Raw genomic sequence first — 2847 nt, forward strand, 5'->3', positions numbered from 1 at the left:
GTGTTCGTCGAGGCCAGCCCGCATCCGGTGCTGGCGGTCGGGGTGCAGGAGACCATCGACGCGGCCGGGGCTCGCGCGGCGACCGTCGGCACCCTGCGGCGCGACGAGGGCGGCCCGGAGCGGTTCGTCACCGCCCTGGCCGAGGCGTTCGTCCACGGCGTGCCCGTGGACTGGCGGAAGCTGTTCGACGGCACCCCCGCCCGCCGGGTGGAACTGCCCACCTACGCCTTCCAGCACGAGCGCTACTGGCTGGCGCCGGCCGCCGGCAACGCGGGAGACCCGGCGCAGCTGGGGCAGACGGCGGTGCATCACCCGCTGCTCGCCGCCGCGGTGGAGAGCGCCGACGGGTCGGTGGTCCTGACCGGCCGGCTGTCGGTGCAGGCGTTGCCGTGGCTGGCCGACCACGCCGTGGCCGGAACGGTCCTGCTGCCCGGCACCGGCTTCGTGGAACTCGCCGTCCGGGCCGGCGACGAGGTGGGCTGCGACCGGATCGACGAGCTGACCTTCGAGGTCCCGCTGGTCCTGCCCGAGCGGGGCGGGATCGCGGTCCAGGTCCGCGTCGGGACGCCGGACGACAACGGCCGCCGGCCGCTGACCATCCACTCCCGCGGCGACGAGGCCGGGGCCGAGGCGGGGGAGTGGGTGCAGCACGTCAGCGGCATCCTCTCCGTCGCCGAGACGACGCCCCAGGCGGACCCGGAGTTGAGCGCGTGGCCGCCGGCCGGCGCGGAGCCCGTCGACCTGGAGGGCTTCTACTCGGGCATGGCCGAGGCCGGCTACGGCTACGGCCCCACCTTCCAGGGCCTGCGAGCCGCCTGGCGGCGCGGCGGCCAGGTGTTCGCCGAGGTGGCCCTGCCGGAGCAGGCGCGCGAACAGGCCGAACTCTTCGGCATCCACCCCGCCCTGCTCGACGCCACCCTGCACGCCCTCGGGCTCGGGGAGTTCTTCGACACCGCCGGGCAGGTGCGGCTGCCGTTCGCCTGGGCCGGGCTGACGCTCGTCGCCACCGGAGCGACGCATGTGAGGGTGAAGCTGGCCGCGGCCGGCGCCGACGCGGTGTCGGTCAGCGTCTCCGACGGCGCGGGTAACCCGGTGGTCCAGGCCGACTCGCTGGTCGTGCCGCCCGTCACGCCGGACCAGTTGGAGCAGATACGCAGCGGGGACCGCGACTCGCTGCTGCGGCTGCACTGGATGCCGCTGGCGGTCGTCGCCGGGCCCGCCTCCGGTCGGTGGTCGGTGGTGGGCACCGACCCACTCGGCCTGGGGCCGGCGCTGGAACGGGCCGGACTGGCGGTCGCCGCCTGGCCCGACCTGGCCGGAGTGGGCGACGGCGCGGCGCCCGACATCGTGGTGCTGCCGTGCGCCGCCGACGAGCCCGAGGAGGTGACCGCCGACGGCGTTCGCGTCGCGGTGACGCGGCTGCTGGAGTCGCTCCAACGGTGGCTGGCCGACGCGCGGTTCGCCTCGTCGCGGCTGGTCGTGGTCACTCGGGGAGCCGTGGCTGTCGTGGACGGCGAGCCGGTGCGCGACCTGGTGCGGGCCGGCGTGTGGGGCATGGTGCGCTCCGCGCAGACCGAGCACCCCGACCGCATCGTGCTGGTCGACCTCGACGACGCCCCCGGCGCCGCCGACCTGGTGCCGGCGGCGGTCGAGTGCGGTGAGCCCCAGGTAGCGGTCCGCGCCGGCACCGTGCACACCCCGCGCCTGACCCGCTCGGGCCGGGAGACGCTGACGCCCCCCGCCGAGGGGGCGTGGCGGCTGGACGTGACGGGCAGCGGAACGCTCGACGGCCTGACGCTGATCCCCAACCCGGACGCGGAGGGACCACTGGAGCCCGGACAGGTCCGGATCGCCGTCCGCGCCGCCGGCCTCAACTTCCGCGATGTGCTGCTCGCGCTCGGTCTGATTCCCCACCAGAAATTCGCCGGTGGCGAGGCCGCCGGCGTCGTGGTCGAGGTGGGCTCGGCCGTGACCGACCTCGCGGTCGGCGACCGGGTCATGGGGTTCGTCCCGCAGTCGTTCGGCCCGGTGGCCGTCGCGGACCACCGGCTGGTGGTACGGGTGCCGGCCGGCTGGTCGTTCGAGCAGGCGGCGTCCGCGCCCGTGGTGTTCCTCACCGCCTGGTACGGACTGGTGGAGCTGGCCGATCTGAAGGCCGGGGAGTCCGTGCTGGTGCACGCCGCCGCCGGCGGCGTGGGCATGGCCGCTGTGCAACTGGCCCGGCACCTCGGCGCCGAGGTGTACGCCACGGCCAGCCCGCCGAAGTGGCCGGCTGTGCGCGCGCAGGGCATCGGCGACGACCGGATCGCGTCATCCCGGACGCTGGAGTTCGAGGAGCGGTTCCTGGAAGCCACCGGCGGTGCCGGCGTGGACGTCGTACTGAACTCGCTGGCCGGCGAGTTCATGGACGCCTCGGCCCGACTCCTGCCGCGCGGTGGCCGGTTCATGGAGATGGGCAAGACCGACATCCGCGATCCGGAGAGGGTCGCCGCCGAGCACCCGGGCGTGGAGTACGAGGCGTTCGACCTGATGCGGGCCGACCCGGACCTGATCCACCGGATGTTGGGCGAGGTCGTGGCGCTGATCGAACAGGGCGTGCTGAAGCCGCTGCCGGTGACCACGTGGGACGTTCGCGAGGCGCGGGCGGCGTTCCGGTACCTGAGCCAGGCCCGGCACGTCGGCAAGGTCGTCCTGACCATGCCGAGGGCCCTCGATCCCGACGGCACGGTGTTGGTGACGGGTGGTACGGGGGTGTTGGGTGGTTTGGTGGCGCGGCATTTGGTGTCGGTGTGTGGGGTGCGGCATGTGGTGTTGGTGAGTCGGCGTGGTTTGGGTGCGGAGGGTGCG

The 2847-nt window shown here is 74.6% G+C and carries 1 protein-coding gene; it reads left to right on the plus strand.

From position 1 onward, the window contains the following. Positions 1–2847, plus strand: a 2847-nt coding sequence (locus FH715_RS27970) for a polyketide synthase dehydratase domain-containing protein (RefSeq protein WP_139650310.1), incomplete at both ends; no start/stop codon positions are given.

The sequence above is a fragment of the Streptomyces sedi genome (genome assembly GCF_006335015.1).
Taxonomy (GTDB): Bacteria; Actinomycetota; Actinomycetes; order Streptomycetales; family Streptomycetaceae; genus Streptomyces; species Streptomyces sedi.